Genomic DNA, 26,520 nt, shown 5'->3' with positions numbered 1-26,520 from the left:
TCGCCAAACATTCTGAGTCTAAATTTACTTCATAAAACCGAGTATTGCAGAACACACCAAAAGTCTTACTTCCAAGGTGTACGGATTTTGAAAACAGAAGGCTTTACCGGTAAGTGCCAACTATAATACAAACCCCAAAAAGTAGGAAGTAAGATATTGATCAGCCAAAGTGATAAGGTAGCGGTAAGGATCACAGGATCTTCCAGCCCCAATTGCCCTAAAAAAAATAAAGCGGAAAACTCCCGGATGCCCAGGTCACTTAAAAAACTAAACTTAGGCACTAAAGACTTGGACAAATACACCAAAGAAATACCACAGAGAAAATCGCTTACCGGGATGAGCACCTGTAACAGCAAAAACACACTATAAAACTGAAAGAAAAAGATTCCGTACCGGAGCAATGACATGCCGATCAGGTACAAAATTTCTTTGGGGGAAAACTCCGTCATAGGCAACAAGTAATCCTTGAAGCGGGGCAGGCGTTCAATCAATGTTTTGAGCTTATTCATTTGGGCCAACAACAGCAAGCCTCCTATGGCTATCAAAATGGTAAAGGATAACAAACCCAAGCCCAACGAAGAAGAGATAATTGCTTTTTTGTATAAAAAACTTACCAAGCCCAAGCCCCCGGCTACATAGGTAATATAATTTTGACAAATACCTCCGGCTATGGTAAGCCCCAAAGCCTTGTAGCGGTCTTCTGTAGGAAGCTGCCACACCCGCCCGAAAAAAGTCCCCAGATTTTGTTCGGAAAAAAAAGAAAAAGCCAAACCGGTCAACACGCTTTTAAATGCCTTCGGAAAGGTAATATACTGTACCCGGCTCACTAAAAATCGCCATCGAAAAGCTTCTATTCCCCAGTTGCATAACATCAATACCATCAACAGTGCAAACAGAGGCAAACTATATACCGACAAACTACCGGTGAACAAACGGATGAATTGCTCATTGAGATTTTCATTCCCCTGCAAGATAAAATAGATGTAATACAAAGCCCCTCCCAATACCAGGATTTTAAACCCTGTAAAAAGACTTTCCGAATACTTACGCTTTGTATGTTCCATAATTATTTTCTTTCAAATAAGGCTCCAATTTTAAACCCGGTCAATTGGGTAACAAGTCCCTCCTTACAGGTTAAAATTTCCCTGGCCTTGACAGACACTCTTGATAACTGATCAGGCTTCACGGATTACTGTTAGATATTTTATAACTTGCCGTTTAATAGATAGACTATGGCGAGAACAAACAAAGATATCAAGGAGCGAATTATTTTAGGCGTAGACCCTGGCACCCAGGTAACGGGATACGGTCTGCTTTTGATACAAAACAACAAGCCTACACTTTTACAATATGGCGTAATTCACTTAAAGAAGTATGCTACCCATGCACTGCGGCTCAAAAAAATTTTTGACCGTATCTTACAATTGATCGATGATTACAACCCGGATGAAATGGCCCTGGAAGCCCCCTTCTTTGGAAAAAATGTGCAATCTATGTTAAAACTGGGACGGGCACAAGGCGTTGCCATGTCCGCTGCATTATCCCGCGAAATCCCCATTGTGGAATATGCCCCTAAAAAAGTTAAGCAAGCCGTAACCGGAAACGGGAATGCCAGCAAAGAACAGGTCGCTAAAATGTTGATGAATATTTTGAAGTTTGACTTAGACGAAAATAAAATGTTGGATGCTACAGACGCCTTGGGCGTAGCACTTTGTCATTTCTATCAAAAAGGGGATAACCTGAGAAAAACCAAATCCTGGGCTTCATTCATTGAAGAAAATCCGGACAGGGTGAAGCGATAAACAGGAGCGTTTTGAGTCCTCTCATAATGAAACCCTTACACCGGATAATCCCGAATTCTTAAAAAACACTATTTTTGCGGGAGGGTTTTATCTCTTCACAAGCAAAACGGGGAACGCATTTTCTGAAATTGTACTCTCGTTTGGCATTTATATGTGCTTTAAAGTAATATTTATAATAAACTAATAAAGACCACGGAATATGGCATACAACTTATTAAAAGGTAAAAAAGGGATTATTACCGGTGCTTTGGACGAAAACTCTATTGCATGGCAGGTAGCTCTGCGCGCTCATGAAGAAGGTGCTCAATTTGTATTGACCAATGCCCCCGTAGCCATGCGGATGGGAAAAATCAATGAGTTAGCAGAAAAATGCAAGACCATTGTGATCCCTGCAGATGCAACCTCCTTAGAAGATATCGAAAAGCTGTATACTCAAACCGCCGAGCATTTGGGAGGAAACCTTGACTTCTTGTTGCACTCTATCGGCATGAGTCCTAATGTGAGAAAAGGGAAAACCTATGGTGACCTGAACTATGACTGGTTTCAAAAAACCTTAGACATCTCGGCTTTGTCTTTCCACAAGATGATGCAAGTGGCTGAGAAAATGGACTTTTTCAACGAATGGGCCTCTGTGGTAGGTTTATCTTATATCGCAGCACAACGCACCTATCCGGACTATAGCGATATGGCGCAAGCCAAAGCAATGTTGGAGTCCATTGCCCGCAGCTATGGCCAGCGCTTGGGTAGAAACAAAAAGGTAAGAGTCAATACGATTTCTCAATCGCCTACCAAAACTACTGCCGGATCGGGAATTTCCGGGTTTGATGTATTCTTCGATTATGCAGAAATGCTTTCTCCTTTGGGAAATGCCACTTCCGCTGAATGTGCAGACTATATCCTCAGCCTTTTCTCTGATCTCACCCGAAAAGTAACCATGCAAAATCTTTTCCATGACGGAGGTTTCTCTACTTCAGGGATCACGGAAGAGTTAGTAGAAAAGCTTAGCAAATAACGAAGGTTTCATACAGTCTTTTCTTATTCAGGGAGCCCAATGGAATTGGGTTCCCTGAATGTTTATGGAGGGGATACAGAAGAAACAGGTTTTCTCTACCGGCCACTCTCAACTTTTGACGGCTCATCTTGGTGAAGTGCTAAGAGGGCAGGGATGAATTGTTATCCAAACTTTTATATATTTTTGTCAAACGGCTGTACAAATGCGTCTTAATAACAGATGAGGCCAAGTCGGTTTCCATAAAAAATGTACGGCAAGCAGTATTTTTGCGATTCACCAAGAATAATCCACGATATATGGTACTAAAGGCAGAAAATCTTATTAAGCGTTACAAAAGCAGAAATGTTGTCAACGATGTCTCAGTCTATGTCAACCAAGGTGAAATTGTGGGTTTATTAGGCCCCAATGGAGCCGGGAAAACGACTACTTTCTATATGATTGTAGGCTTGATCAAGCCTAACCAAGGGCATATCTTTTTGGACAAAGAAGACATTACGGCATTGCCGATGTTCAGAAGGGCCCGGAGAGGCGTTGGTTACCTGGCCCAAGAAGCCTCTGTGTTCCGTACCCTCACCGTGGAAGAGAATATTTTAGCCCCTTTGGAAATGACCAAACTATCGCGGAAAGAACAACGCCACAAAATGGACGCCTTAGTGGAAGAGTTCGGCTTGGAAAAAGTGCGTAAAAGTAAAGGGATGGTATTGTCCGGGGGAGAAAGAAGAAGAACGGAAATTGCCAGGGCCCTGGCCGTAGACCCGAACTTTGTACTGTTGGACGAGCCCTTTGCCGGGGTAGATCCCATTCAAGTGGAAGAAATTCAAAAAATTGTGGCCCAACTGAAGGAGCGTAATATTGGGGTATTGATTACAGACCACAACGTTACCGAGACCCTTTCCATTACCAGCCGTGCCTATATTTTATCGGAAGGACAAATACTGGCCGAAGGAATCCCTGAAGATTTAGCCGAAAACCAAACGGTACGGGAAGCTTACTTAGGAAAACATTACGAATTCAAACGAAAGGTCTTTTTCTAGTAATCATTTTCTTGATCAACAAACTAAATGATCCTATCTACAAAGGGAAATATTCATATTATCAACAACACGCTAAAATTCCTTAACTCCTAACTACTAGATTGCAAAAACCTATGGAGCTACTGAATAAGTTTTTTAACTGGGTAATGAGCAGGCGGATAAAGCAAATTGAACACTTTATGCAGCATCCTCATGATGTACAATATGAGGTATTCAGCAGCCTGATAGGTACCGCCCGTCATACGGAATGGGGGAAAAAATTCCACTACTCTGAAATCAGCTCTGTGCGTGAGTACCAACAAAGGGTGCCCATCTCCAGTTATGAAGACTTATTTCCTTACATCGAACGGATGATGAAAGGCGAACAAAACATCCTCTGGCCTACCGAAATTAAGAATTTTGCCAAATCGTCCGGTACAACCAATGCCCGAAGTAAATTTATCCCCATGTCAAACGAGGCATTGGACGGCTGCCATTATAAAGGCGGAAAAGACTTACTATCGGTCTATTTTCAAAGAAACCCTGAAAGCAGGTTATTTTTAGGAAAAAGCCTTTCCATCGGGGGGAGTTACCAAAAAAACCATCTGAATTCCGATTCGTATTACGGAGATGTTTCGGCCATTATCATGAAAAACCTGCCCATGTGGGCTGAGTTTATCCGCTCTCCGGGCCTGGAAGTAGCTCTGATGGATAAATGGGAGGAGAAAATTGAAAAAATGGCCCAATTGACTGCCAAAGAAAATGTCACCAATATTGCCGGAGTTCCCACTTGGACACTTGTACTCTTACAACGCATCTTGGAAATTACGGGCAAAGACAACATCACGGAAGTATGGCCAAACTTGGAATGTTTTTTCCACGGAGCCGTAGCTTTTGGCCCTTACCGGGAGACGTTTACTCCCTTGATTCCAAGTGAAAAGATGCACTATATGGAAACCTATAATGCTTCCGAAGGCTTTTTCGGAATGCAGGATACGGACAACCCTGACGAACTCCTGTTGATGCTGGATTATGGAATATTTTACGAATTTATTCCTATCGAAGAGATGGATAAGGAGCAGCCGAAAGCACTGACCTTAGATGAAGTGGAGTTGGGGAAAAATTATGCAATGGTGATCTCCACCAACGGAGGGCTTTGGCGCTATTTAATTGGGGATACGGTAAAGTTCACCTCTCAAACCCCTTACCGCATTAAAATCACCGGAAGGACCAAGCATTTTATCAATGCCTTTGGGGAGGAAGTGGTGATCGAAAATGCGGAAACAGCCATTACTGAAGCCTGCAAAATCACCCAAGCTCGTATTAATAACTTTACGGCAGCCCCTATCTACCTGGAAAGAGGAAAGAAAGGAGGGCATGAATGGGTCATTGAATTTATTCAAAGTCCTAGTGATTTTACGCTTTTTGTAGACACATTGGATGAAACCTTGCGGAAGGTCAATTCGGATTACGATGCCAAACGGTATATGGATATTGCTTTGGTAAAACCGGTAGTCCATGCCGCACCGGAACATACTTTTTATCAATGGATGAAAAAAAGAGGGAAGTTAGGAGGCCAAAACAAAGTGCCACGGCTTGCAAACAACCGGGAATACCTGGATGACTTGTTGACAATGATGGCGAGCTTATAACAGACAAAATTTTACGGCAACTCCCTATACGTTGCTCTGCCTTTCTTATACATCATAGAAAAAGGGTTAAACCTTCAACACAAATGTGATAAGATTTAACCCTTTTCAAGGTATAATACCTCTTTCACAAGAGGTGCATTAATTTTAGATATGAATCACTTCATCATAAGCGGCAGCGGCTGCTTCCATCACAGCTTCTGACATGGTTGGGTGAGGGTGTACCGATTTGATGATCTCATGTCCGGTAGTTTCCAGTTTTCTGGCGGCTACTACTTCGGCAATCATCTCCGTTACGTTTGCTCCGATCATATGCGCTCCCAACCACTCACCGTATTTCGCATCAAAAATCACCTTCACAAAACCTTCCGGAGCTCCGGCAGCTTTGGCTTTACCTGATGCCGAGAAGGGAAACTTACCTACTTTCACTTCGTAACCTGCTTCTTTTGCTTGCTCTTCCGTATAACCAACAGAAGCAATCTCAGGGCTACAATAGGTACACCCGGGAATGTTGTTGTAGTTTAACGGCTCGGGATCTTGTCCGGCAATTTTTTCCACACAAATAATTCCCTCGGCAGAAGCTACGTGTGCCAACGCCTGACCTTTTACGATATCCCCAATGGCATATACTCCCGGGATATTGGTTTGATAATAATCATCTACCAATACTTTTCCTTTGTCAGTCGCAACACCTACTTCTTCCAAGCCGATACCTTCGATGTTCGTAGCAATTCCTACAGCAGAAAGAACCACATCGACTTCGATGATTTCTTCCCCTTTAGGAGTTTTTACCGTTACTTTACACCCTTCGCCAGAAGTATCGACAGCTTCCACAGTAGACTTGGTCATTGCTTTAATGCCCTTCTTCTTAAAGTTGCGCTCCAACTCTCTGGAAACATCTTTATCTTCCAAAGGCACCAAGCTTGGCATAAATTCCACGACAGTCACCTCTGTACCAATTGCATCATAAAAATAGGCAAACTCCACCCCGATCGCTCCGGATCCAATCACCAACATACTCTTTGGTTGTTTTTCCAAAGTCATGGCTTTGCGGTAGCCGATTACTTTCTCATTATCGATTTTGATATTAGGAAGCTCTCGGGAACGGCCACCGGTTGCTAAAATGATATTTTTAGCCTTGTAAGTTTCTTTTGAGCCATCTTCTGCAGTGACTTCCACCGTATTGTTAGAAACGAGCTTTCCGAAGCCAAAGATTTTGGTGATTTTATTTTTCTTAAATAAAAACTCAATGCCTTTGTTCATTCCTGAAGCAACCTGACGGCTACGGCCCACCATTCCTTCAAAATTCGCTGTGGCTTCTCCTACATCTACTCCATAGTCTTTTGCGTGTTGGATATATTCGAAAACTTGTGCACTTTTTAATAAAGCCTTGGTAGGGATACAGCCCCAGTTCAAGCAAATACCGCCCAGGTTTTCTTTCTCCACCACTCCTACGTTCATACCCAACTGAGCAGCCCGAATCGCTGCTACATAACCTCCCGGTCCACTACCAATGACGATCAGATCAAATGTTGATGACATAGTATATATTGATTTAGTAAGTTTAAAAATTTGATTGACAAGTCCTTTGCCCCACGAGAAGGCATCGCAAATTTAATTCATTTGCGGTCATAAAAAAATTGCGTGAAATCATTTTGTATTTGTTCTATCCACACGGCTATAGGCAGGGTAAATGGAGGCAAGTATTCCATTATTAGGATGAACTTAACAAATAAAAAGTCTCCTCCAGCACCTACTCTATTCCCATTCGAAGGAGCCACAAGGCGTACCAGTTAGCTTAAGCCAAAGCATTGCATTTATCACATACTCCGGTGGCCAACAATTGAAAGCTATTGACTTGAAAGCCTTTTGGAAGCTGGGCCAAATGTATGGGTACATTGGTCAGGCAGTAGGTTTCATGGCAAATATCACATTTGAAATGCACATGATCGTCATGGTGATGGCCGGAAGAACAGTCATCTTTACACACCGCCCACTTGACCACTGCATTGTCGTCCAACACTTTGTGAATCAAGCCTTCTTGTTCAAAGGTTTTCAACGTACGGTACAAAGTGACCCGGTCAAATTTATTATCAAACACCTCTTCCAACTTGCTATGCGACAAAGCCGTATCCGAATGTAAAAACACACTTAAGACTTCCTGCCGGGCAGCCGTTTTGCGTAAGCTATGTTTTTTTAAAATTGATCTGATTTGTTGTTCAATACTCATACATATCCCTGATAAATCCGAACTAAATTAGTACCTCTACTTTAAAAATCAAAAGAAGAAGACTTGGGTTCATCCCCCCCTTTCCCGTTCGGCTCAAGCAATACACGTGTCAACTTCTTGCAAGATATTCCTGCGGCCTTCTTATTCTTTGTTCAAGAAGGTAAAATTTCTTGTTTTCCGCTTAAATCAATCCACCCCGGATTTTGTTACCTCCTTACATGCTTAGTCATTAGAAATGATCCTCCCAACCAAATGTTCCTGTCGACTACTTTTTTGGTCCATCACACCTTTGCATCTTATGAAAATTTTACTCTTAGCCTTCTTATTTTTTACCTGTCTCCCCGGCTACAGCCAATTTAAATTAAGTGGAGCTGCCCAACGCATGAATGCCGACTGCATCATGCTTACCCCCGATGAACAATATGTACGGGGCCTTGCCTTTCACACCACCAAAGTAGATTTAAGCAATCAGTTTGAAATTGAATTCGATATCTACTTGGGCAATAAAGACGAAGGTGCTGACGGAATTGTGTTTGTCATGCACAATGACCCCCGCGGATTTAATGCCTACGGTACCTGGGGCGAATGTATGAGTTATGGCCGTTGGAGTAAGTTTTATGTTTCCGGTGATTTCATCTCCCCTTCTATTGCCATCGAATTCGATACCTATGAAAACTTCCGGCAAAATGACCCGACCAGTGATCATATCGCCTACTTGGAAAATGGGACAAACTACCACGAAGTATACTGGAACAGCAATAATAAAAACTTTAACTTGGAAGATGACCTGATGCACAATTTTCGCCTGAACTGGAACCCCAAAAATCATCAACTTCAAGTATGGCTGGACCGCCAAAAGGTATATGAAAGTAATAAGGATTTGGTCAATGAAATATTTGCCGGGGAAACACAAGTGATCTGGGGATTTACAGCCTCAACGGGAAGAGCCCACAATTTGCAATACTTTTGCCTGAGAAGATGGGCTAAATACACACTTCCTCAAGTAAAACCCGCAGAAAAAGAAGGGGATTAAAATACTGAATATCAAATAAATACAACACTACTTGCATTATTACAAGAAGTAGTTTTAATATATAACGAACAAACAATATACAGGGGCTCAACAAGGTATAATAATTGAGACATTCCGGATATTTTGTAAACCAATTATTATACAAGCAGAATGCATGCTGAACATACCTCAAAAGTGAGTAGTGAAAATACCGCATGGATCAGGACCAATAATGCGCTGAAAATCACCGCTCAATCCAAAGAAAAAGCCCCTTTTTTACTTCCCTCGGTACGAAAGACCAATATTTATTTACTGAATCATCTCCGGTCTGAATTTCATCCGGACGTAGAACTGATCTTACAGTCGCCTCCCCTTTCCCAAAAAATACAGGGAAAACTCAGAGTTTTCGAATGTAATGGAGAAATACTTTCGGGCCGCATTATTATATCTTCGGAGGCTCAAGGTTATCTGATTGCCTTCGAAAAAGCGGAACTAGGTGCTTCATTGCAACAGCTCATTGAAAAAACCGTTCACGCACCTCAACACTCAAGCGGTGTCTCCACATATTTAACGTATTCCACTCAAATTCAAGTCATTCTGAACCAAGACTGTCAGGTAATTGCTTTCAGCGATGAAGCCCGGAAAACCAGTTCCAAGTTAAAGGGAAAACCTTTGCAAACATCCGATTCTTTACTACCCTACCTACCCAAAGACCAAACGGAAGCTTTCAAGACTAATACAATCAATGCCATTAACGGCCAAGAAAGCAGAAACCGGATTGAGCTAGAAGACCTCGAAGGGAATAAGCATTGGCTGAGCTGTACACTTGGTTCACTTACATATCAAAAGCAAACATTCGCACTGCTTACGATACAAGATATCACTCATCAGAAGCAATTACAGGAAGAGCTTATCTTTCAGAAAAACTTTGTCCAAAACATCATACAATCTTCCGGTCTTAATTTTTTTCTACTGAATGAAAACTTTTGTATTACCCGTATCAATAAAGGTTTTAGCGATTTAAGTGGGTATTTATCTTCGGAACTGATAGGAAAACCCATATCACAACTGGTAGAACATAAAGAGGACCAATCGATTGATACTAACATCCGGGAGGTACTGGAAAAAAACCAATCCAGCAATGGGGAATGGCTGATACGAAAAAAAAACGGAGACTTATTAGAAATCGAATTGCATATCAGCCGGTGTTCGGCTCAAGGCCGTCCTTCTACTTTATGTTGCATTATAAAGGACCTTTCGGAGTACAGGCGTTACAAAGCCTTGCTACAGGACACACAGGAAATTAGCCAAATCGGAGGATGGGAATACAACCTCACCTACCCTCGCTTTGAATATTCTCCCGAATTCAGCGCAATTTTGGATATTCCCGATGATCAGCCCATCACGGTAAAAAGTCTGTTTAATTTTTGTAAAAAAAACCATTACTTCACATTAAGAAAGCACCTGATTCAGGCTTTGAACGAAGGGGAAGCCTTTGATGTAAGCTTTAAAATTAAGAGTGCCAAAGGACAAGCCAAATGGTGCCGGGTAACTTGCAACCCCATCCAATTACAAAATAAGATCACCAAATTAATTGGCACCATTCAGGACATCACTCCCCAAAAACAATTGGAAGTGGAGCTGGAAACACTTTCATTAGTAGCCAGTAAAACTCAAAATGCCGTACTCATAGTAGACCATAAAAACCGGGTGGAATGGGCCAATGAAAGTTTGATTCAACTAAGCGGCTTTTCGTACCCGGAAGTGATAGGAAGCACCCCTCAGGCTTTTTTGGGAAGTGAGTATGAGTTTCAACAGGTAAAAGCACAACTTGAGAAACAACAAGCTTTCAATGCCGAAGTATGTAATACCAAGCAAAACGGTCAACATTATTGGGCACATATGAATGTTTCTCCTGTATTGGATGAAGGAGGGAATTTACTGAAGTACATTATCATTCTCACGAATATTACCGAACGGAAGCAAGCCGAAAACCAACTAAAGCATAGTGAGGCAACCGTACGCTCCATCTTAGAAAGTAATGATTTGGCCATTTGGTTAGTAGATGAATCCTACCGCCTTGAGACATTTAATCATATGGCCTATCAACTCTACAAAGAAAGCTACCAGGTCGAGTTTAAAGAGGGGGCCAACCTTCTTGAACTGTTTGCCTCTATTCATAAAGATTACCATATCCTTCATAAAGCATTTATCGAACGCGCTTTGCAAGGTGAATCCTTTACGAAAATTATCCAACATACAGGCGAACCTAACAAATACTACGAGTTCACCTACAACTTTGTCAAGGGAGCTCCAGATTCCAGAAAAGTATCCGTATTTGCCAAAGATGTGACTGTAAGGGTACAATCCGAGCAAAAACTAAAACACAACTTGGACCTACAGAATTTTATCACATCCATCTCTTCCAATTTTGTCAATACACAAACTATTTGGAAGTTACGGAAGCAAATCCAAGACACCATGTACCGGGTAGGGCAGTTTGCCAAAGTTGATTCTTCTTACCTGTATGTATTGTCAGAGGATAATACAAGGATGCAGTTACAGGGTAAGTGGGTGCAGGAAGGCTTTAAATCTACCCATAGTATTGCCGAATATTTAGACGTGAACAACCTGCAGTGGTGGATTGAGAAATTCAAAAACGAAGATGTTCTCTGCCTACCCTCCCTCCAACAAAATCCATTTATGGAAAAGGACAAACCTCATATTCCTTGGGAGCTGAACATAGAATCTCATATCAGTGTCCCTATCAAGGTCAACAATAAAATGTTGGGAATTTTGGGATTTGACACTATTTCCAAAAGCAAACAATGGGACTCGGACGATGTATTTTTGATGAAAATTCTGGCAGAGTTTATCGGCCATGCCATAGAACGTACCCGGTCTTCGGAAAAAGTTATTGAAAGCGAGAAACTCTACCGTACCATTGCCAAAAACTTTCCTAACGGTACGATTACGCTCTTGGATAACCACTACCGGATAGTGTTCACGGAAGGCCGGGAGTTTGACAATATTCCCATTAATGCCGAGCATATCATTGGCAAAGCCATGCAAGAAGTTGTAACTCCGGAAAACAAGCCTTTGGTAACAACTAAGTATAAAGAAAGCTTTAAAGGGGTTTCGCAACATTTCCAGCTACAAGTACATGGAAATCATTATGCAATGCATACGGTACCTTTGGTTGAACAAAACGGGGATATCGAAAAAATCATGGTGGTTTCTCAGAATATCTCCGTCCAAAAGAAAGCGGAAGAAAAGATTAAACAATCACTACATGAGAAAGAGATTCTGCTGAAAGAAATTCACCACCGGGTCAAAAATAATATGCAGGTAGTATCAGGGCTAATCATGTTGCAATCCAACTACATACTCAACCCCATGTATAAAAACCTGTTTCAGGAAAGTGCCAACCGGATCCGGTCAATGGCCATGATTCATGAAAAACTCTATCAATCCGACACCCTTTCGAAGATAGAGTTCAGTAATTATATACGAGACATTATCGGATATATCAAAAATGCATATTGCCCTCCCGGAATCTTGATCCGGGCAGAATTGGATTTATCCCCGGCTTATCTGGATATCAATATGGCTGTTCCCTGTGGGTTGTTAATCAATGAAATCTTATCCAATGCCTATAAACATGCTTTTCTGGGTAGAGACAAAGGGCATATTTATATAAAATTTGACAAACTGGGAGATTTATATACACTAATTTTGAAAGATGATGGAGTAGGTTTTGAACAAGAGGTCAGTTTGAAAAAATCAAAAACCCTTGGACTCACACTCATCAATGCCTTGAGTAAGCAACTAAAAGCAGAAATAGAGTTTGACAATCATTCAGGTACGGAATTCAGGATTCAGTTTAAAACTGCCTTCAAAGAAGGATAAACTCCTTTCAAAGGAAAGACTATCGAGGTATACTCAACAGTACTTGATTCAAAATTACAATTTCCATGAATGAAACCGTAAAAAAACGCATTCTCATAGTTGAAGATGAAAGTGTAACGGCTCTGCTTTTAGAGCAGCAATTAGAGCTGTTTGGCTTTGAGGTGGTCAGTACCGAATCTACCGGTGAAGAGGCCATCGAAACGGCTTTAAAAAGCCGCCCGGATATTATTTTAATGGACGTAATCCTCTCAGGAGAGCTGGATGGGATTGCCAGTGCCGAGCGGATCTTGGAATATATGGACATTCCGATCATTTATTTAACTGCCAACTCTGATAAAACTACTGTAGAGCGGGCAAAAGCCACAGGTCCATTCGGCTACCTCTTAAAACCCTTTGAGGAAACGGAATTGAAAGTAGCGGTAGAAATTGCTTCCTACAAACATGAGATGGAAAAGAAATTGAAGCAGAGTGAGGCCCGTTTCCGTGCGCTTGTTCAAAATGCTTCGGACATCATTACCGTATTGGATTTCAGTGGATATGTACTTTACCAAAGTCCTTCTTTTTATAAATTACTCGGGTACACGGAAGAAGAAGTTGCAAAACAACCCTACACTCAGTTCATTCACCCCGAAGATGTGGACAAAGTACAAGAAATTCTCCAAGGTATCTCTCATCATAAAAATGTAAAATTTGAATACCGCCTTCAGCAAAAAGACGGAGGGTATTTATGGATAGAAACCTTGGCGAACAATATGCTGGAAAATCCTGCTATCCAAGGAATCGTGGCCAACTCCCGGAATATTACAGAAAGAAAAATTGTTGAAAAACAAGTAAAAGATGCTTTAAAACAAAAAGAAGTACTGCTGAAAGAGGTATACCACCGGGTGAAAAACAACCTGGCAATGATTGAGGGGTTTATGACTTTGCAAAAACAAATGACCCAAGACCAGGAGTTGCGAAAAGTTTTTGAAAATTTAAAAAGGAGAATCCACTCCATGGCCATTATTCACCGCAACCTCTACCAATCACATACCTTGGATAAAATTGATTTGTCTTCTTATTTAGAAGAATTGGTACGTCATATTTCCAAATCGTTTCGCTACGAAGAGGAGCAAGTCAAACTCCAATTGAAAGTAGCCCCTGTCAGTTTTGATTTAAATAAATCCATTGCCATAGGATTAATTACCAACGAATTAGTGACCAATTGCTTTAAATACGGTTTACCTCAAAACGAACCGGGTCGTATTACGATCGAATTTACCAACTCAGATACTTCCTACCAATTAAAAATAAAAGATAACGGGAAAGGATTTTCGGACGCCAAAAGTGAAAGAAAGACCCTTGGGATCAAGTTAATAAATATGCTCACACAAGACTTAAACGGAGAAATGGACGTTTTTAATGATAATGGTGCTTGTGTAACGATTAAGTTTTAAGTAAAGATTTTTTATATACACTCCTTCATCCCCTTAATTACATAGGAATCAGCGTGTTCATTCTAACAGGTAATTTTTTATGCCTTCCAACCCGAGGGAAAAACCAACTACTGCTTCAATTCGGAAAATGCTTGAGCTATGAAAGTAAAGGGGGGCTAAATCTTACAAACTGTATACTATTGGAGTTATATATCTTATTTTTTTAATCTTTAAGTAGTATGAATCATAACAAAATAAAGGTCGTAATTGCAGATGATCATTCCATATTACGTCAAGGTACTGCTGCTATCCTTTCGGACTATGAGGATATTGATATTGTGGGTTTGGCCTCAAATGGAGACGAAGTACAAAAATTAGTGGATATATATCAGCCGGATGTGTTGGTTTCCGATATCGATATGCCGGGAAAATCGATCTTTCAAGTGATTAAACAGATCAAAGATAGTAATTATTCTACCCAGATCCTTTTATTGACCATGCACGAAACCCCCGATTATGTATTCAAAGCATTGGAATATGGTGTATCGGGTTATCTTACAAAAATCACCGAAGAAGGAGAGCTGATCAAAGCAATTCGCTACTTGCACAAAGGCAAAGAATACTATAGTTATGAGATCACTCAAGTCATTGTAAAAGGATATAAAAGCAGGAAAGATGGCAATGGTGCGAACCCCATTGACCAATTGTCAAAGCGGGAAAAAGAGGTCTTAAGTTTACTGGCTGAAGGGCTCAATACAAAGCAAATCTCGGAGAAGCTATTTATCAGTGAGAGTACGGTATCCAATCACCGTTCAAATATGCTTCAAAAATGCGATGTTACCAATACGGTAGAATTAGTAAAAATATACCTCGAAAGCATCAACAAGTGGTAGTTGCTCCGAGGTATATTTATACTAATGAAGTGAAATACCCTTTTTCTTTTTCCTAAAAAATGTTTCAAAAACGCCTCCTCTGTGTTACTTTTTTCAACAATAGCTTTGGCTATTCTCTTCAAAAAATACCTTGACGAGTCGATTTTGATTCCATGTTCGGGCAAAAACTATAAGTGTAAACCACTTCAATAAAATTATTATTAGGCCTTCATCATTTCAATGAAATTGTCAAATAAGTAGCGTGAATCATGCGGCCCCGGAGATGATTCAGGGTGATATTGCACTGAGAAAGCTTTTTTATTCTTCAATTTGATTCCTTCCACTGTTTCGTCATTCAAGTTGATATGTGTCAACTCCAACTGCTCGTGTTTTTCTACAGCTTCTCTTTCTACACAGAAACCATGGTTTTGGGAAGTGATTTCCGACAAACCTGACACAAGATTTTTGACCGGATGATTCAAGCCTCTGTGTCCTTGGTGCATTTTAAATGTAGGGATTCCCATGGCTCTGGCCAAAAGTTGATGTCCCATACAAATGCCGAACAGAGGTAAATCTTGATTCAGAATTTCTTTGATGGTTTCCAATGCATAATCCGTAGCTGCCGGATCGCCAGGCCCATTGGAAATAAAAAATCCGTCAGGGTTCCATGCGTTCATTTCTTCAAAAGAGGTTTTAGCAGGGAACACTTTACAATAACAGCCTCTTTCGGCCAAGTTTGTTAAAATACTCTTTTTGACCCCTAAGTCCAAAACCGCCACTTTGAAAGCCGCATCCTCCTTTCCAAGGAAATAAGGTTCTTTACAGGTTACTTCAGAAGAAAGCTCCAGGCCTTCCATACTAGGCACCTTTTTCAGTTTTGCTTCTATTTCCGCAATATCTTCAATATCAGAAGATATAATACAGTTCATCGCTCCTTTTTGGCGAATATGCTTTACGATTTTCCGGGTATCTACACCACAAATACCTACAATACCAGCTTTTTCCAAATAGTTTTGAAGGGAGTCATCAGCCAGGTTTCTGGAAGCTACTTCCGAAAACATTTTGACTACCACCCCTCTGATTTGCACATTTTCCGACTCTTCTTCGGGCTTGTACGTTCCATAATTACCAATATGGGATGTGGTATTTACAATGATTTGACCATAATAAGACGGGTCTGTGTAAATTTCTTGGTAACCGGTCATACCGGTGTTAAAACAGATTTCACCAGCAGCAGTACCAATTTTACCAATTGCCTTGCCATGATACACATTTCCATCATCAAGTAACAACACAGCTCTTCTTTGCATTGGATAATTTTTCGAGTTAAATCAATTAATATAAAATAGTAGATATAAAAAAAGGAAATAATACTAAGATTATTTCCTTTTAGCCGATAAAGAAACCAATTCCTTATTCATCTTTATTTTTTTCTGTAGTATCAGTTCCTTCTTCTTGAGTTGAAGACTCATCTACAGCCTCGGTAGCAGTCGTTTCATTGGAAGCTGATTTTCCACCTCTGCGGCTTCTTCTAGTCTTAGCCTTCTTCTCGGTTACTGGAGCTAACAAGTTTTCGTTATAATCCACTAGCTCAATGATACACATATCAGCATTATCACCCAAACGGTTGCCAGTTTTGATGATACGGGTGTATCCTCCAGGTCGGTTCGCGATACGGTCAGCCACTCGGTTAAAGAGTTCACTGACAGTTTGTTTATTTTGCAGGTAAGAGAACACTACTCTTCTAGAGTGTTGCGAATCGTTTTTCGCTTTCGTGAGAATAGGCTCTACGAATTTCTTCAAAGCTTTCGCTTTCGCTACGGTTGTAGAAATTCTTTTATGCTCTATCAAAGAATTGGCCATGTTTTGCAACATAGCTTTTCTATGTGACGCAGTTCTACCTAAATGATTGAATTTTTTCCCGTGTCTCATTTTTAAGAAAAAGTTTATCTATCCCAACAGGATTGTACTCCTAATCTTCGTCCAATTTATATTTAGATACATCCATCCCAAAAGTAAGCCCTTTATCGGCCATCAACTGCTCTAATTCAGTCAATGATTTCTTACCGAAGTTCCGGAATTTCATCATATCAGAGATCTCAAGGCTTGCCAAATCTCCTAACGTTTTCACATCCGCTGCTTTCAGACAGTTATAAGCTCTTACAGAGAGGTCTAAATCAGACAGAGGTGTTTTCAGCAGCTTTCGCATATGCAAGAATTCCTCATCGATCGGTTCCTCTTCAGGCTTGGCTTCGTGCTGGAAGGTCATGGTCTGATCTGAGAACAACATGAAGTGCTGAATCAGAATATTGGCAGCTCCTTTCAATGCATCTTCCGGATGGATAGAACCATCAGTCTTGATTTCGAGGATCAACTTCTCATAGTCCGTTCGCTGCTCTACCCGGGTGTTTTCCACACTAAACATCACGTTTTTGATCGGGGTAAAAGTAGAATCCGTAGCAATATAGCCAAAAGGTTCATCCCCTGTGCGGTTTTCCTCTGCCCGTACGAAACCTCTTCCTTTTTGGACGTGGATTTCCATCTGCAAATTAACGGAAGGATCCAGGTGACAGATTATATGATCGGGGTTTAAGACGGTAAAGTCCGAGGTAAACTCTCCGATATCTCCTGCGGTGAAGGTTTCTTTACCTGATATGTTGACGTTAATCTTTAAGTTGGGATTATCCACTTGGCGTTTAATCCGCAACATTTTAAGATTCAGAATTAATTCCTCTACATCTTCTACGATTCCTTCTACTGAAGAAAATTCATGTAAAACGTTCGGAAACTTCACCCCCACAACAGCATATCCTTCCAGCGAGCTCATTAGGATCCTGCGCAGGGCATTACCTATTGTAACTCCGTACCCCCTTTCCAGTGGTTTAAATTCAAACGTTCCATGAAAATCATCCGCCTTCTCCATCACCACCTTATCGGGCATCTGAAAAGCTAAAATAGACATAAGTGATTGGTTCTAAAGTTACTTGAAAATAAGGTAAACAAACTTGTATAGTATGCAGAAATTATTTTGAGTATAATTCTACAATTAATTGTTCCTTAATGTTTTCCGGAATTTCTTCCCTTTCAGGTAATGTTAAGTATTTGCCTTGCATTTGAGAGGAATCCCACTCTAGCCAGCTATAACGAGAAGTTTGTCTACCTTCGATAGTATTTTTGATAAACTCTCTTCCTTTTGACTTTTCATTTATTCCGATGATGTCTCCCGGACGTACCGAATAAGAAGGAATATTAACTACTTGTCCGTTTACGGTGATATGTTTGTGAGAGATCAATTGTCTTGCGCCTCTACGTGTAGGAGATATACCTAAGCGGTATACGGTGTTGTCCAAACGAGACTCCAACAATTGCAGCAAGTTAGTACCTGTGATACCTTGCTTTCGGGCAGCTTTTTCAAACACGTTTCTAAATTGCCGCTCTAAAACCCCGTAAGTGTACTTAGCCTTTTGCTTTTCCTGTAATTGGACAGCGTATTCAGACTGTTTTCTTCTTCGGTTACGACCGTGTTGACCAGGAGGATAACTTTTCCTTTTTAACTCCTTGCAAGGGCCAAATATAGGTTCGTTAAACTTTCTTGCTACTTTCGATTTAGGACCAGTGTATCTAGCCATTTATTTATGTTTTTAAAAGATAATCAAACAAAATCCAACTTTGTTATACTCTCCTTCTCTTTGGAGGTCTACATCCATTGTGCGGCAATGGGGTTACATCACGGATGGAGGTAACTTCGATCCCACTGTTTTGGATGGTTCTAATCGCAGACTCTCTTCCTGAACCAGGTCCTTTCACAAACACCTCTACCTTCCGCAGGCCTAAATCATAGGCAACTTTTGCGCAGTCAGCTGCTGCCGTTTGGGCGGCATAGGGAGTATTTTTCTTCGAACCGCGAAATCCCATTTTCCCTGCCGAAGACCAAGAAATCACTTGTCCGTCTTTGTTGGTCAGAGAAATAATGATGTTATTGAATGAAGCCCTGATATGAGCTTCTCCTACTGCATCAACAGCTACTACTCGCTTTTTAGCTTTGTCCTTTCTTTTTTGCGCCATCTTATAACAATAGTTAAAAATTGCTACTCAAGGAAGAATTACCTTGTTGCTTTTTTCTTGTTAGCAACCGTTTTTCTTCTACCTTTTCTGGTTCTGGAATTATTTTTAGTTTTTTGCCCACGCACAGGGAGACCTCTACGGTGTCTTAATCCACGGTAACAACCGATATCCATCAATCGCTTGATATTCAATTGTACTTCTGACTTAAGCCCACCTTCGATTTTATATTCTTGATTGATGATGTCCCTGATTTTACTTGCTTCATCATCTGTCCAATCGGCTACTTTCTTGTTCTCATCGACTCCGGCATTTGCCAAAATTTTCTGAGCAGAAGGCTTTCCGAGACCAAAAATGTATGTGAGGGCTATCACCCCTCTTTTATTATTTGGAATATCAACTCCTGAAATCCGTGCCATAAATATTCTATTTATTGTACTTTAACCAAGCCTATACTATTAACCTTGTCGTTGCTTAAAGCGAGGGTTTTTCTTATTGATTACGTATAATTTACCCTTTCTTCTGATCACCTTACAATCAGCGCTGCGCTTTTTGATTGAAGCCTTAACTTTCATAATACTATCTTTTTACTAGCAATTATTTATATCGATAAACAATTCTTCCTTTTGATAAATCGTAAGGGGACATCTCCAGCTTTACACGGTCACCCGGCAGAATCCGGATATAGTTCATCCGCATTTTTCCGGAAATATGAGCAATCACTTGATGTCCATTTTCTAACTCAACTCGAAACATCGCATTAGAAAGCGCCTCCACGATAGTGCCATCCTGCTCGATATTAGATTGTTTTGGCATATACTTTCTAGTTTTTTGTGTTCTTGATTCTCATGCTATTGTACCGCGGCTACATTTTTGCGGCCTTTCATCTTGCCGGATTTCATCATTCCTTCATAATGACGCATCAGCAAGTAGCTCTCGATTTGTTGCAAGGTATCCAACGTTACCCCAACCATAATGATCAGCGAAGTACCTCCGAAAAACTGTGCGAAGCCATAAGTCACCCCTGCGCCATTGGCAAAGGCGGGTAAAATGGCCACAACAGCCAAAAACAGTGCCCCTGGTAAAGTAATACGGTCCAGCACTGTACTGATAAAATCGGAGGTTGGTTTTCCTGGCTTCACTCCGGGCACAAATGCACCATTACGCTTCATATCATCTGCCATCTGGTTCGGATTAATGGTGATTGCAGTATAAAAGAAGGTAAATAAAATGATCAGAATTGCAAATGTCAGGTTGTATTCCCAAGAGGTAAAAGTAGAAAACTTCGTATTAATGTAATGGGCCGTATCGTTGGTCTCTGCCCAAATGCCCGCTACCAAAGAAGGTAAAAACATTAACGATTGAGCAAAAATGATCGGCATTACATTCGCTGCATTCACCTTTAACGGTAAGTATGAACGCTGGCTTTTACCGACTTGCTTCCGGCCAGCCCCTACTACTTGGCGGGCATATTGCACGGGTACTCTCCGCACTGCGGTAGTCAAGCCTACCACACCCATCACGATGAAAAACAAGACGATAAATTCGATGAGCAACACCAACATTCCATTGAACTCCCGGGTTTCTACTTCGCCGTATAAGCCAGCTGGCAGTCCCGAAATGATACCGATCATGATCAGCATGGAAATCCCATTACCAATTCCCCGCTCTGTAATCCGCTCTCCCAGCCACATACAGAAGATGGTACCGGAAGTCAGAATCAGGGTAGAAGAGAGCTTGAAAAATAAGGGGTTGATGGTGATTGCTTCAGAAGGGATAGTTGTCACCAAATACCCTGATGACTGGGCTAAACAGATTATGATTGTCAGAATCCGGGTAATTTGATTAATCTTCTTACGGCCAGACTCTCCTTCTTTCTGCATTCTTTGGAAGTAAGGCACCGCTACGGATAGCAATTGGATCACGATGGATGCCGAAATATAAGGCATGATTCCCAAGGCAAAGATAGATGCCCGGTTAAATGCTCCTCCTAAAAATACATTAAGCATTCCAAAAATACCTTCGGAGCTACCGGTCAACTGATCGGGATTGACTCCGGGGAGTACGATAAAAGAGCCAAGTCGGAAAATGACCAAGAGGCCAATAGTGTAGAGGATCCGGTTTTTGAGCTCTTCGATCGAAAAGATATTTTTGATGGTTGTGAAAAACTTTTTCATAATCTGTTAGAGAATTGTTACTGAACCTCCTGCTTTTTCAATATTTTCTTTTGCTGAAGCGGAAATCGCATGTGTCTCTACCTTTACACTTGCTTTAATCTCACCCCGGCCTAACACTTTTACTTTGTCGTTTTTGGAAACCAATCCGTTTGCGATAAACTCTTCCATGCCAAATTTCTGAATATTTTTTTCTTCAGCAAGTTTTTGGATGACATCTAAGTTCACAGGCACATATTCCACCCGGTTCGGATTGTTAAAACCAAATTTAGGAATTCGTCTTTGTAAAGGCATTTGCCCTCCTTCGAAACCAAGTTTCTTCGAATATCCTGATCTTGATTTAGCTCCTTTGTGTCCACGGGTAGAGGTACCACCTCGTCCGGAACCTTGTCCTCGTCCTACTCGTTTATTATTCTTAGTTGAACCTTGAGCAGGTTTTAATGTATGTAATTTCATGACTTTTCCTAAATTCAAAATCTAAAAATACGATTTTGCCTGCAATAATTTGCAAAGTTATGAAAGATATTACAACTCTTCAACTTTCAACAGGTGACTTACGGAATTCACCATGCCAAGAATCTGGGGAGTTGCTTCTACTTCCTTTGAGCGGTTGATTTTACCTAGCCCTAGAGCAGCGATTGTCCGTTTTTGCCTTTCGGGGCGTTTGATGGTGCTGCGAATTTGCGTGATCTTAATTTTTCCCATGACAATTCTTTTTCGACTAACCGTTGAATACTTTGCTTAAGGAAACTCCTCTTTGTTGGGCTACGGTGTAAGGGTCTCTCAGTTTTAACAAGGCGTCAAAAGTCGCTTTCACTACGTTGTGAGGGTTCGACGATCCTTTTGATTTTGCCAAAACGTCATGAATACCGGCCGATTCCAATACGGCACGCATTGCCCCACCGGCAATGACTCCTGTACCGGCAGCCGCAGGCTTGATCAAGACATGACCTCCACTGTATTTCCCAATCATTTCATGCGGGATAGTGCCTTTTAATACCGGAACTTTGATTAAGTTCTTTTTAGCGTCATCAATCCCTTTGGTAATAGCGTTCGTTACCTCATTTGCTTTTCCCAAACCGTACCCTACAACTCCATTTCCGTCACCTACTACTACAATTGCAGAAAAGCTAAACCGTCTACCACCTTTTACCACTTTCGCTACGCGCTTGATTGCCACTACTTTTTCTTGTAGTTCAATTTCGCTCGCTTTAATTCTTTTTAAATTCTGTTTCATTAGAATATGATTACAAAATTAGAATTTTAATCCTCCTTCTCTAGCTCCCTCTGCTAACGCTTTTACCTTTCCGTGATACAAATATCCGTTTCTATCAAATATCACTGTTTCAATTCCGCTTTCTTTGGCTTTTTCAGCCAAAAGACTCCCCACCTTTCTCGACAGTTCTATATTCACCGATTTGGCATCGGATACGCTACGAGAGGTTATGTATGCTAGAGTATGGCCTTTAGTATCGTCTACTAATTGGGCCACAATAGCAGTATTGCTTTTGAAAACTGAAAGCCTAGGCCTTTCAGGAGTACCGGAAATTTTACTCCTGATGCTTTTTTTAATTTTAAGTCTTCGTAATATCTTCTTAGTAGCCATATCAATTTCTATTTACCAGCAGCTTTACCAGCTTTTCTTCTAATAACTTCACCAACGAATCGAACACCTTTTCCTTTGTAAGGCTCCACTTTCCGCAGACTCTTGATCTTCGCGGCCACATATCCGATCAACTGCTTATCAATACCTTCCAAAGTGATGGTAGGGTTCTTTCCTTTTTGGGTCTCGGCAATGACTGTCAACTCCTCAGGCACCTGGAAGAAGATATTATGAGAATATCCTAGGTTCAGTTCTAAGAGGTTGCCTTTAGTACTCGCCCGGAAACCTACACCAACCAATTCAAGTTGCTTTTTATAACCATCGGTTACCCCTTCCACCATATTGAAAATAAGCGAGCGGTACAAACCGTGCATCGACTTAAATTTCTTCTGTTCGTTCGGTCTATCGATAGTCAGTTCGCTCCCTTCTACCTCAATCTTCATCTCAGGATCAACCTGTTGAGACAAAGTACCTTTGGGGCCTTTCACAGTCACCAGATTCCCTGCTTGAACATCCACAGTCACGCCATCTGGAATTGCTACCGGTTTTTTTCCTATTCTTGACATTTTAACTATATTTTTTAGATCAAGACTATTCTACATTTATGAGGTTGGTGTTGGCTAGTAAACGTAACACAACACTTCACCTCCCACATGATGCTGACGCGCTTCTTTGTCGGTCATCACACCTTTTGAAGTGGACAAAATAGCTATTCCCAGGCCATTCAAAACGCGAGGCAACTCACCTGCCTTCGCATACTTTCTCAAACCAGGTCTACTGATTCTTTCTAAGTTGACTATGGCTGAAAGTTTTGTAGAGGGGTTGTACTTCAAGGCGATTTTAATCAAGCCCTGAGAGCTCACTCCTTCTTCAAATTTGTAGCCTTGAATAAAGCCTTTATCATACAGCACCTTGGTGATCTCCTTTTTCACATTGGAAGCAGGAATCTCCACAATCCTACGGCCCGCTTTAATAGCATTCCGTATTCTTGTTAAATAATCTGCAATAGGATCTGTCATTACTTTTTATATTTTATCCTTCGCTGAAGACTCAAGTTATCAATTCTAAATTACCAGCTTGCTTTTGTAACACCTGGTATCTTCCCTTGGGCGGCTAGTTCTCTGAACGTAACCCGAGAGATACCAAATTTTCTCATATATCCTTTTGGACGACCCGTCAGCTTGCAACGGTTGTGCATACGCACTTTCGAAGAGTTGCGCGGCAACTTGTCCAATCCAACCCAGTCGCCATTGGCTTTCAATTCCTCCCGCTTCTTAGCATATTTGGCCACCAACTTTTTTCTTTTTCTTTCTCTTGCTTTTACTGATTCTTTAGCCATATCGAATTATTTTTGATTTTTGAAAGGCATTCCAAATGCTTTCAAGAGCTCGTAACTTTCTTCGTCTGTTTCAGCCGTAGTTACGAAAGTGATATCCATTCCCGAAATCCGCTTCACTTTGTCGATGGAAATTTCAGGGAAGATAATCTGCTCTTTTACGCCTAAGGTATAGTTTCCTCTTCCGTCAAATCCTTTCTCGTTGATTCCTTGGAAGTCCCGTACCCGCGGCAAGGCAATGGCAATTAACCGGTCCAAAAACTCATACATTTTCTCCCCACGCAAGGTCACCCGGGTACCGATCGGCATCCCATCTCTCAATTTGAAGTTTGAAATGGACTTTCTGGCAATTGTAGGCACCGCTTTCTGTCCTGCAATCAATGTTAACTCCTCAATGCCTGTATCGATCAACTTTTTGTCAGCCACAGCATCGCCAATGCCCTTATTGATACATACTTTGGAAAGTTTAGGAACCTGCATCACTGACTTGTAGGCAAACTTTTCCCTAAGCATTGGCACGATTTCGCTGAGATACTTCTCTTTTAATCTAGCTTGAGCCATTAGTCAATAAATTCTTGAGTTTTCTTAGAAAATCTTTTCAATTTACCATTCTCATCCTGCTTGCGACCTACCCGGGTTTTTTCCCCTGTCTTAGGGTCGATCAGCATCACATTGCTCAGATGAATTCCGGCCTCAGTTTTCTTCACACCACCCTCTGGGTTCTGCTGAGAAGGCTTGATATGCTTGGTCACCAGGTTGACTCCCTCTACGATCACCCGTTGCTTTTCACGCAACACCTCCAGCACCTCTCCAGTCTTACCTTTATGGTTTCCGGCAATCACCTCGACTTTATCTCCCTTCTTGATGTTGAATTTAAACTTCTTCGTATTTTTCATAATTTATAATACCTCTGGAGCTAAAGATACAATTTTCATGAATTGCTTTTCACGCAACTCTCTGGCCACCGGGCCGAAAATACGGGTTCCTCTAGGCTCGTCATTGTTGTTCAACAATACGGCGGCATTATCCTCAAAGCGAATATAGGAACCGTCTTTTCTGCGTATTTCTTTTTTCGTCCTTACGATGACGGCTTTCGAAACAGTCCCTTTCTTCATATTGCTAGAAGAAAGTGCAGATTTCACAGTGACTACAATCTTATCCCCTACTGAGGCATAACGCTTCTTAGTACCTCCCAAGACGCGAATACACAACACCTCTTTGGCCCCACTGTTATCTGCTACGTTTAGTCTGGATTCTTGCTGTATCATCCCGATTCAATTAATAAGATGACTGAATATTTTTTACAATAATAATTACTTCGCCCTTTCTAAGATCTCCACTAATCTCCAACGCTTGTTCTTACTGAGTGGACGAGTCTCCATGATTCTCACCTGATCCCCAACATTGCAAGCATTCTCCGCATCATGCGCCATGAACTTCGTTGTCTTCTTCATGAACTTACCGTAGATCGGGTGCTTCACTTTCCGCTCCACCAAGACGACAATCGAAGACTGCATCTTGTTGCTCACCACGATTCCGACTCTTTCTTTCCTAAAATTTCTTTCCATGATGATTGGGATATATTTTATTTACCGGCTTGGGAAATAAGTTTTTTCAATAATGATAACTTCGCTGAGGAAGGTAATTTGGCTTGCTGCAAATATTCAGCGGCATTCTCCCGCGTTAACTCTCCCTTGCTAACTGCCTCTTGCACTTGAGCGATGGTTCTGGTATGCAACTCGGTCTTCAACTGAGCTACAAACTTCCGCGCGTCCCGGATTTGCATCGGGTTCTCAATAGGCGAGATAGCATTCGCAAACCTTAAATCCTCCAAGCTCTTGGTTGAAGTCGCGATTCGCTCTTTCAATTCTTCAACAGACAATGCTCTTATTTCAGAATTTTTCATGATGCTTATCCTATATAATCTCTTCTTACAACAAATTTCGTTTTAATAGGAAGCTTTTGAGCCGCCAGACGCATAGATTCCATAGCAATCTCCTTGCTGACCCCGTCAGACTCAAACAAGATCGTACCAGGTCTTACAGTGGCCACCCAATACTCAGGCGAACCCTTTCCTTTACCCATCCGCACTTCAGCAGGTTTTTTGGTTACAGGCTTATCTGGAAAAATACGGATCCAAACTTGCCCCTCCCTCTTCATGTACCTATTCAGTGCTATACGAGCCGCTTCAATTTGACGAGAAGTAATCCAGCCCGGTTCTAAGGCTTTAATCCCGAAGCTTCCAAAAGCTACAGTATGCCCTCTTTGAGCAATACCTTTCACTCTACCTTTTTGCCTCTTTCTGAATTTTGTTCTTTTTGGCTGTAACATATTTCCTTACAATAAAATATTACTCAGCTATCTTTACACAAGCTCTTTGACACCAAAGATTAATACTTGGCAATTTTAAATTCCCACTAAACTAGAAAAA

33 protein-coding genes are annotated in these 26,520 nt (G+C 41.2%); 8 read left to right on the top strand and 25 right to left on the bottom strand.

Annotated features, from left to right (window positions below):
• Positions 1 to 65: 65 nt before the first annotated feature.
• Positions 66 to 1,064, bottom strand: a complete 999-nt coding sequence (locus AAG747_RS01495; RefSeq protein WP_346819347.1) for a hypothetical protein — start codon at positions 1,062 to 1,064, stop codon at positions 66 to 68.
• Between the two features lie 168 nt (positions 1,065 to 1,232).
• On the opposite strand from AAG747_RS01495, the gene ruvC reads away from it, so the two are divergent.
• The 4 genes from ruvC (at position 1,233) to AAG747_RS01475 (ending at position 5,479) form a co-directional block, all read left to right on the top strand.
• A complete protein-coding gene (gene ruvC, locus AAG747_RS01490) occupies positions 1,233 to 1,802 on the top strand; it encodes a crossover junction endodeoxyribonuclease RuvC (RefSeq protein ID WP_346819346.1) in 570 nt (189 codons plus the stop codon).
• A gap of 199 nt (positions 1,803 to 2,001) precedes the next feature.
• Positions 2,002 to 2,814 (top strand): enoyl-ACP reductase FabI, encoded by an 813-nt coding sequence (locus AAG747_RS01485; protein WP_346819345.1) that lies wholly within the window; start codon positions 2,002 to 2,004, stop codon positions 2,812 to 2,814.
• A gap of 296 nt (positions 2,815 to 3,110) precedes the next feature.
• The gene (gene lptB / locus AAG747_RS01480; protein WP_346819344.1) at positions 3,111 to 3,848 is read left to right on the top strand and encodes an LPS export ABC transporter ATP-binding protein; all 738 of its coding nucleotides are present in this window, start codon (positions 3,111 to 3,113) and stop codon (positions 3,846 to 3,848) included.
• Positions 3,849 to 3,961: 113 nt separating this feature from the next.
• Positions 3,962 to 5,479 (top strand): GH3 auxin-responsive promoter family protein, encoded by a 1,518-nt coding sequence (locus tag AAG747_RS01475; protein WP_346819343.1) that lies wholly within the window; start codon positions 3,962 to 3,964, stop codon positions 5,477 to 5,479.
• A 144-nt stretch (positions 5,480 to 5,623) separates the two neighbouring features.
• Here the strand turns inward: AAG747_RS01475 and lpdA are convergent, their stop codons facing one another.
• Both lpdA and AAG747_RS01465 read right to left on the bottom strand, forming a co-directional pair.
• Positions 5,624 to 7,018 (bottom strand): dihydrolipoyl dehydrogenase, encoded by a 1,395-nt coding sequence (gene lpdA, locus AAG747_RS01470; RefSeq protein WP_346819342.1) that lies wholly within the window; start codon positions 7,016 to 7,018, stop codon positions 5,624 to 5,626.
• A gap of 256 nt (positions 7,019 to 7,274) precedes the next feature.
• Positions 7,275 to 7,706, bottom strand: coding sequence for a Fur family transcriptional regulator (locus AAG747_RS01465; RefSeq protein WP_346819341.1), 432 nt, complete (start codon positions 7,704 to 7,706; stop codon positions 7,275 to 7,277).
• 298 nt (positions 7,707 to 8,004) lie between these two features.
• Between AAG747_RS01465 and AAG747_RS01460 the strand changes: the two genes are divergently transcribed.
• The 4 genes from AAG747_RS01460 to AAG747_RS01445 all read left to right on the top strand — a co-directional run bounded on the left by AAG747_RS01460 (position 8,005) and on the right by AAG747_RS01445 (position 14,935).
• Positions 8,005 to 8,739: an L-type lectin-domain containing protein gene (locus AAG747_RS01460; RefSeq protein ID WP_346819340.1), complete on the top strand. Its 735-nt coding sequence runs from the start codon at positions 8,005 to 8,007 to the stop codon at positions 8,737 to 8,739.
• 150 nt (positions 8,740 to 8,889) lie between these two features.
• A complete protein-coding gene (locus AAG747_RS01455; protein ID WP_346819339.1) occupies positions 8,890 to 12,627 on the top strand; it encodes a PAS domain S-box protein in 3,738 nt (1,245 codons plus the stop codon).
• Between the two features lie 65 nt (positions 12,628 to 12,692).
• Entirely contained in the window at positions 12,693 to 14,063 is a 1,371-nt protein-coding gene (locus AAG747_RS01450; protein WP_346819338.1) for a sensor histidine kinase, read from the top strand.
• A gap of 218 nt (positions 14,064 to 14,281) precedes the next feature.
• Positions 14,282 to 14,935, top strand: coding sequence for a response regulator transcription factor (locus AAG747_RS01445; RefSeq protein WP_346819337.1), 654 nt, complete (start codon positions 14,282 to 14,284; stop codon positions 14,933 to 14,935).
• A 200-nt stretch (positions 14,936 to 15,135) separates the two neighbouring features.
• Here AAG747_RS01445 and carA read toward each other — a convergent pair whose 3' ends face one another.
• From carA to rplP, 22 genes are all read right to left on the bottom strand, one after another.
• Positions 15,136 to 16,224: a glutamine-hydrolyzing carbamoyl-phosphate synthase small subunit gene (gene carA / locus AAG747_RS01440; RefSeq protein WP_346819336.1), complete on the bottom strand. Its 1,089-nt coding sequence runs from the start codon at positions 16,222 to 16,224 to the stop codon at positions 15,136 to 15,138.
• Between the two features lie 103 nt (positions 16,225 to 16,327).
• Positions 16,328 to 16,846, bottom strand: coding sequence for a 50S ribosomal protein L17 (gene rplQ / locus AAG747_RS01435; RefSeq protein ID WP_346819335.1), 519 nt, complete (start codon positions 16,844 to 16,846; stop codon positions 16,328 to 16,330).
• A gap of 40 nt (positions 16,847 to 16,886) precedes the next feature.
• Complete coding sequence (locus AAG747_RS01430) at positions 16,887 to 17,876, bottom strand: DNA-directed RNA polymerase subunit alpha (protein WP_346819334.1); 990 nt, start codon at positions 17,874 to 17,876, stop codon at positions 16,887 to 16,889.
• Positions 17,877 to 17,937: 61 nt separating this feature from the next.
• Complete coding sequence (gene rpsD, locus AAG747_RS01425) at positions 17,938 to 18,543, bottom strand: 30S ribosomal protein S4 (RefSeq protein WP_346819333.1); 606 nt, start codon at positions 18,541 to 18,543, stop codon at positions 17,938 to 17,940.
• 43 nt (positions 18,544 to 18,586) lie between these two features.
• The gene (gene rpsK, locus AAG747_RS01420) at positions 18,587 to 18,979 is read right to left on the bottom strand and encodes a 30S ribosomal protein S11 (RefSeq protein ID WP_346819332.1); all 393 of its coding nucleotides are present in this window, start codon (positions 18,977 to 18,979) and stop codon (positions 18,587 to 18,589) included.
• Positions 18,980 to 19,017: 38 nt separating this feature from the next.
• Positions 19,018 to 19,395 (bottom strand): 30S ribosomal protein S13, encoded by a 378-nt coding sequence (rpsM, locus tag AAG747_RS01415; RefSeq protein WP_346819331.1) that lies wholly within the window; start codon positions 19,393 to 19,395, stop codon positions 19,018 to 19,020.
• 39 nt (positions 19,396 to 19,434) lie between these two features.
• On the bottom strand, positions 19,435 to 19,551 hold the full coding sequence (gene ykgO, locus AAG747_RS01410) for a type B 50S ribosomal protein L36 (protein WP_028981563.1): 117 nt from the start codon (positions 19,549 to 19,551) through the stop codon (positions 19,435 to 19,437).
• Positions 19,552 to 19,573: 22 nt separating this feature from the next.
• A complete protein-coding gene (gene infA, locus AAG747_RS01405) occupies positions 19,574 to 19,792 on the bottom strand; it encodes a translation initiation factor IF-1 (protein WP_346819330.1) in 219 nt (72 codons plus the stop codon).
• A 35-nt stretch (positions 19,793 to 19,827) separates the two neighbouring features.
• On the bottom strand, positions 19,828 to 21,153 hold the full coding sequence (gene secY / locus AAG747_RS01400; protein ID WP_346819329.1) for a preprotein translocase subunit SecY: 1,326 nt from the start codon (positions 21,151 to 21,153) through the stop codon (positions 19,828 to 19,830).
• A gap of 6 nt (positions 21,154 to 21,159) precedes the next feature.
• Complete coding sequence (gene rplO, locus AAG747_RS01395; protein ID WP_346819328.1) at positions 21,160 to 21,606, bottom strand: 50S ribosomal protein L15; 447 nt, start codon at positions 21,604 to 21,606, stop codon at positions 21,160 to 21,162.
• 69 nt (positions 21,607 to 21,675) lie between these two features.
• On the bottom strand, positions 21,676 to 21,855 hold the full coding sequence (gene rpmD, locus AAG747_RS01390) for a 50S ribosomal protein L30 (RefSeq protein WP_346819327.1): 180 nt from the start codon (positions 21,853 to 21,855) through the stop codon (positions 21,676 to 21,678).
• Positions 21,856 to 21,871: 16 nt separating this feature from the next.
• Positions 21,872 to 22,387: a 30S ribosomal protein S5 gene (gene rpsE / locus AAG747_RS01385; protein ID WP_346819326.1), complete on the bottom strand. Its 516-nt coding sequence runs from the start codon at positions 22,385 to 22,387 to the stop codon at positions 21,872 to 21,874.
• An 18-nt stretch (positions 22,388 to 22,405) separates the two neighbouring features.
• Entirely contained in the window at positions 22,406 to 22,756 is a 351-nt protein-coding gene (gene rplR / locus AAG747_RS01380; protein WP_346819325.1) for a 50S ribosomal protein L18, read from the bottom strand.
• Positions 22,757 to 22,764: 8 nt separating this feature from the next.
• Positions 22,765 to 23,319 (bottom strand): 50S ribosomal protein L6, encoded by a 555-nt coding sequence (gene rplF / locus AAG747_RS01375; RefSeq protein WP_346819324.1) that lies wholly within the window; start codon positions 23,317 to 23,319, stop codon positions 22,765 to 22,767.
• Between the two features lie 54 nt (positions 23,320 to 23,373).
• On the bottom strand, positions 23,374 to 23,772 hold the full coding sequence (gene rpsH, locus AAG747_RS01370; protein WP_346819323.1) for a 30S ribosomal protein S8: 399 nt from the start codon (positions 23,770 to 23,772) through the stop codon (positions 23,374 to 23,376).
• A gap of 50 nt (positions 23,773 to 23,822) precedes the next feature.
• The gene (gene rpsN, locus AAG747_RS01365) at positions 23,823 to 24,092 is read right to left on the bottom strand and encodes a 30S ribosomal protein S14 (protein WP_346819322.1); all 270 of its coding nucleotides are present in this window, start codon (positions 24,090 to 24,092) and stop codon (positions 23,823 to 23,825) included.
• Positions 24,093 to 24,098: 6 nt separating this feature from the next.
• Positions 24,099 to 24,650, bottom strand: coding sequence for a 50S ribosomal protein L5 (rplE, locus tag AAG747_RS01360; RefSeq protein ID WP_346819321.1), 552 nt, complete (start codon positions 24,648 to 24,650; stop codon positions 24,099 to 24,101).
• Positions 24,650 to 24,985 carry a 50S ribosomal protein L24 gene (gene rplX, locus AAG747_RS01355; RefSeq protein ID WP_346819320.1) on the bottom strand — a complete coding sequence of 112 codons (336 nt, stop codon included), beginning with the start codon at positions 24,983 to 24,985 and terminating at the stop codon, positions 24,650 to 24,652. Before rplX ends, rplE begins: the two co-directional genes overlap by 1 nt.
• Positions 24,986 to 24,988: 3 nt before the next feature.
• Complete coding sequence (gene rplN, locus AAG747_RS01350; protein ID WP_346819319.1) at positions 24,989 to 25,357, bottom strand: 50S ribosomal protein L14; 369 nt, start codon at positions 25,355 to 25,357, stop codon at positions 24,989 to 24,991.
• Between the two features lie 45 nt (positions 25,358 to 25,402).
• Entirely contained in the window at positions 25,403 to 25,657 is a 255-nt protein-coding gene (gene rpsQ, locus AAG747_RS01345) for a 30S ribosomal protein S17 (RefSeq protein WP_346819318.1), read from the bottom strand.
• 17 nt (positions 25,658 to 25,674) lie between these two features.
• Positions 25,675 to 25,995: a 50S ribosomal protein L29 gene (rpmC, locus tag AAG747_RS01340; RefSeq protein WP_346819317.1), complete on the bottom strand. Its 321-nt coding sequence runs from the start codon at positions 25,993 to 25,995 to the stop codon at positions 25,675 to 25,677.
• A gap of 5 nt (positions 25,996 to 26,000) precedes the next feature.
• Positions 26,001 to 26,420: a 50S ribosomal protein L16 gene (gene rplP / locus AAG747_RS01335; RefSeq protein WP_346819316.1), complete on the bottom strand. Its 420-nt coding sequence runs from the start codon at positions 26,418 to 26,420 to the stop codon at positions 26,001 to 26,003.
• Positions 26,421 to 26,520 lie beyond the last annotated feature (100 nt).

Source organism: Rapidithrix thailandica (assembly GCF_039710355.1).
Lineage (GTDB): Bacteria > Bacteroidota > Bacteroidia > Cytophagales > Flammeovirgaceae > Rapidithrix > Rapidithrix thailandica.
The sequence above is the reverse complement of the archived record's forward strand: the minus strand, read 5'-3'. Positions and strand labels throughout refer to the sequence as shown.